We start from the raw sequence: 4,074 nt of genomic DNA on the forward strand, positions 1-4,074 counted from the left end.
AGTCGGGCTCGACTACGTCACGCTCGGCGGGCGGATGACCAGCCCGAAATCGGCGGCCATCCTGTCCAACGCCTGGCGGATCCACTCGTCGATGTCCTCGCCCGACAGCCCCAGGGGAGCAGTAACGGCCACGGAGAGGTCTCGGGGCTGGCTACTGCGGGGAGTGCCAAGACGAGACAGGTCGACCATGTCCAAGGGTCTGACAGTCCGATCTGTTCCGCCGTTTTCCGGACGTTCGCTCTGGATGTAAAGCTCCAGCCGCGGGGCTCCAGCAGGCTGCGTATGGATCAGGTCGTCCAAAGCCGCCAGCGGCACCACCATCGTGGCGACGTGCCAGGCTTGTGTGAAGAACTCGATCAACTCGGTCATCGTAACTCGAAGAGCGACGGGAATCTGCGCGGGAGCAGTCGATGCCGTAGAGGGGGCCAGTGCGGTGAAGTCGACGCGCATGTCAACCACAGTCCGCAATTCCGTGGTGTAACCGTCAGGCAGCACCATGTATAAGCAGATCGACACCGCCGGGCGACCATCGACACCGGTCACAGTGACGTGATACGCACTGAACCGGCTGTTGTTGTGACCGACAGGTTCGTCGATCTCTTTCCAGTCCACCCCGGCGGCCACGGTCGTTCCAAGATCACTTGATGAGTTTGAGGATCCTGAATGGACGGTCCATGGCGCGGGTTGCCCAGCGGGTGGTTTCGGTGATGTCTCGTCGTCCGTGTAGGTGGATGGCGCCGATGGCGAGGTTGCGTAGTGCGGCCATGACGCGGGGTCCGGATCGGGTGCGGGCGGTGGAGTTGTCTTCGCGGTAGGCGGTGTCGCGGAGCCAGTGCAGCGACTCGATGCCCCAGTGTTGGCGGACGAGGGTGGCGATGTCGGCAGGGGTGGCGTGTTGTTCGGTCAGGCTGGTCACGCCGAGGGCGGCGACTGCGGACACGGGTGTGCCGGTGGTGTTGGTGACATAGCGTTCGATCAGCCAGACTTGGTTGATGTGCGGGAAGGGCAAGTCAGTCGGGGCGGGCAGGACTTGGATGGTGCGGGTGGTGATTCGGCCGTGTCCGTGTTGGACGTCGTGGGCGGCGACGGGGGTGCTGGCCCAGGGCAGCGCGTCGAGCGCTGCGTAGAGCCGCGGCTGATTCTGTTTGGCGGTGAACACGAACTCGGCGCCGACCGAGTGCAGGTAGTCGGCGTGGCCGCGTTGGGTGTGTAGTGCGTCGGCGGTGATGACCGCCTCGCGCAGGTCGACACCGGCGGCGGCCAGACCCTTGAGCAGTGGGGCGAACATGGGGATCTCGTTGCTCTTCGCGCCGACCTCGACTTGGCCCAAGACCAGGGAGTCGACGTGGGTCGCGGCGGCCAGCAGGCGCGTCTGGTCGCCGTCGGCGTCGATCGCGCCTCGCACGGCCTTGCCGTCCACAGCGATCGCGCGGAACGCCGGTTGACCGGTCTGGTCTGGGCCTTCACGCCCACCGGGATCGGCGGCGCGGCGATGCCGGGCGGTTGCCTCTGCGCTGAGCCAGGCGCCCACCACGGCGTCCACCGCGGCAGCGTCGGCGCCGGTCAACACCCGCCACAGGGTCGTCTTTGACGGGAAGGTGACCCTCGCCCCGCCTGCGGCGGGGCGAGGGTGCATCTGGGCGAGCAACTCAGCGGGAACGTCGGCGACCCACCCGGCGATGGCGGTGAACGAGCGCATCCCGGCCAGGACCGCCGCCGCGCACAGGGTCAGCACTACCGCGACTGGGTGATCCCTACCCTGCCCCGAACGTCCATCCGACACCGCGGCGAAGCGTTGCAGCAGTTCAGGACTGGTGAGCGCGGCACCCGACGCGTCAGCGGCAGGCGAGACACCCGGCACGCCACCACCGAGCGCTGTCGCATAGGACTCGGCAATGACAGGATGAACCAGCAACGAAGCTCCGGTGGTACTGAGAAGTCTGTGAGAGGACCACTCGTCCTACCGGAGCTTCGTTCGCCTACCCCGGGCGACACACCGAAGATCACTAACTTCCGTCGCTCAACCCGCCAGCCCCAGATGATCTTGGAACGGCCGTGAACTAGTGAAGCGCTCCAGGGGCTACTAGCGGGCTACCATTTCGTCTCGCGCATACCATCCAGCAAGATCGACACCGGCACGCGTCGGCCGTCAGGCATTGATCAACACTAGTAGCCGCTGAGCTGGACTTATAGTCGCACGCTAGTACTGTTCTGGTATCCGCTGGCCCTCCAGGGCCCTAGGTTCTGGGCGCGCCACAAGATCAACAAGGTTGCCGCGAAAAGATCTTGAAAAATCTGGTCGAAGTCCGTCCAGAACGCGGTTTGTGAGACTTGCCCAGATATCGGCCGTGCGGCGCCATTGCTGGGGTCTTGACTGGAATTTGATGAACAGTTTCCGTCGCATGCAGGCGGGGCCTCCACGGCGCCAAAGAAAGTCAATGCGGCGTGTCCAAAACGGGGTCGAAAAACGGAGTTAAGGGGCGTCCAAACACACGGCACCCATCCGTCGGAGGAGACCCACGATGACCCCGACACACGGCAACGACTCCCCAGGAGACGACTCCCAGGAGCACGGCCCCACCGACCCACCGACCATCCCGATCCCACTGCCGCAGATGCGGCGAGCACCGCGCCTGCGCACCCTGCGCCTCGCGCTGCGCCACCCCCGTCCGGCCCGGCCGAGCACCATCTGGCCGTGCGCGCAAGACGACCTGAGTGAGGGCACCGGCCTGCTCGCCAACTGGCTGCTGACTGCGGTCATCAAGATCGTCACCACCTACACCCAGCCCGGCCAACGAGTGCTGCTGCTCAACGCCGCGCCCTACCTGACGCCGTCCGCGTCGTGGCCGGCAACCGCGGTCCGCACCCGGCCCTGGCGCAGCCCGTACGCCGGACTGCTCGAAGCCGGCTGGACCGTGGTCCGACTCGGCCGCGGCATCCAGACCCAGACCGCCGTCGCCCACCCCGACCCGGTCGGCGGATACCCCGGCGACGCACCGGCCGAGTCGGAGTCCGGACCCGGACTGCCCGCAGAAAGTCCGTCCGCCGACCGCCCGGTCGGACCGTCGACGGACCGCGCGGCCGAACCGGACCCGACCGCGACCGGACACGGTCCGGACCGCTACGACCTGATCATCACCGCCGCCGAACCACACACGCTGGACTGGTTCCGCCCGACCGACTGGACCGGTCTGCTCACCCCGAACGGCACCCTCGCCGTCATCACTCATGGTGACCGCAGCAGTGGTCGGCTCGCCGACCCGGCCGGCGCGCTCGTGCGCACCGCGCACCACGCCGGGCTCCGCTACCTCGATCGCATCGCGCTGCTACACGTACCCGTCCGCGACGGCGCACTCGCCGCGGCAACTCCGGCCACCCGCGACCGTTCCCAAGCCCCGTCGGGACGGTCGACGTCCACCGTCCGGCACACCCAGGTGCACGACGACCTCTTGGTGTTCACCCGCCAGCCCGCCCTCAGCGGCCCGACCGACGGCGAGGAGACCTCCGATGACTGACCGTCCCACGTCGCCCTGGCCACTCCCCCTACCGCCGGGGGAGGAGCCACCAATCCCACCGCTGTCGGTCTGGCCGACCGGCCAGCGCGACCCCGCGGCGCAGCTGCGCGACAGCGGCAGCATGCCCGGCACCGACGCCGACACCGACCGGATCCCGCCCGCCGTCGCCGCCTATGCGATCGCGACCTACACCCACCCCGGCGACCTCGTTCTCGACCCTGACTGCGGGGCCGGCACTGTACTGACCGAAGCGCTGCGCGCCGGCCGCCACGCACTGGGGCTAACCGCCCGCAACCGGTGGTGGACACTCGCTCGCGCCAACATCACCGCCACGAAAACCGCGGGCGCCTGGCGCGACGGATCGGTCCTCGACGCCCGTCCGAAGGTGCTCGCCACCATCCGCGCCGCCGGACTGGTCGGCCGAGTCGGACTCGTCCTGACCGCCCTGCGCACCGCACCCGACGACCCGAAAGACCGCGCACCGAGTCCGGACCGCGACCCCGACTCCGCCCTCGCCGAACTCGCCGCGACGCTCACCTACTGCGAGCCGCTGCTGCGC

General features: G+C 68.1%; 4 protein-coding genes. 2 read left to right on the plus strand and 2 right to left on the minus strand.

The genetic code is table 11. The features are described 5' to 3' along the window. Nucleotides 1–12: 12 nt before the first annotated feature. Both ACRDU5_RS03250 and ACRDU5_RS03255 read right to left on the minus strand, forming a co-directional pair. Nucleotides 13–612, minus strand: a complete 600-nt coding sequence (locus ACRDU5_RS03250; RefSeq protein ID WP_526612782.1) for a hypothetical protein — start codon at nt 610–612, stop codon at nt 13–15. A 25-nt stretch (nt 613–637) separates the two neighbouring features. Next, nucleotides 638–1,915, minus strand: a complete 1,278-nt coding sequence (locus ACRDU5_RS03255) for an ISAs1 family transposase (protein ID WP_526612783.1) — start codon at nt 1,913–1,915, stop codon at nt 638–640. A 607-nt stretch (nt 1,916–2,522) separates the two neighbouring features. Here ACRDU5_RS03255 and ACRDU5_RS03260 point away from each other — a divergent pair. After that, nucleotides 2,523–3,515: a hypothetical protein gene (locus ACRDU5_RS03260; protein ID WP_526612784.1), complete on the plus strand. Its 993-nt coding sequence runs from the start codon at nt 2,523–2,525 to the stop codon at nt 3,513–3,515. Further along, nucleotides 3,508–4,074 (plus strand): DNA methyltransferase (locus tag ACRDU5_RS03265; RefSeq protein WP_526612786.1); only part of this gene is annotated, 567 nt, incomplete at its 3' end. The genes ACRDU5_RS03260 and ACRDU5_RS03265, both read left to right, overlap by 8 nt.

Source organism: Mycobacterium sp., from assembly GCF_050701515.1.
Classification (GTDB): Bacteria; Actinomycetota; Actinomycetes; order Mycobacteriales; family Mycobacteriaceae; genus Mycobacterium.

Coding starts and splice junctions, on each gene's coding strand:
- ACRDU5_RS03260 (WP_526612784.1), top strand. CDS start 2,523: ATGACCCCGACACACGGCAACGACTCCCCAGGAGACGACTCCCAGGAG.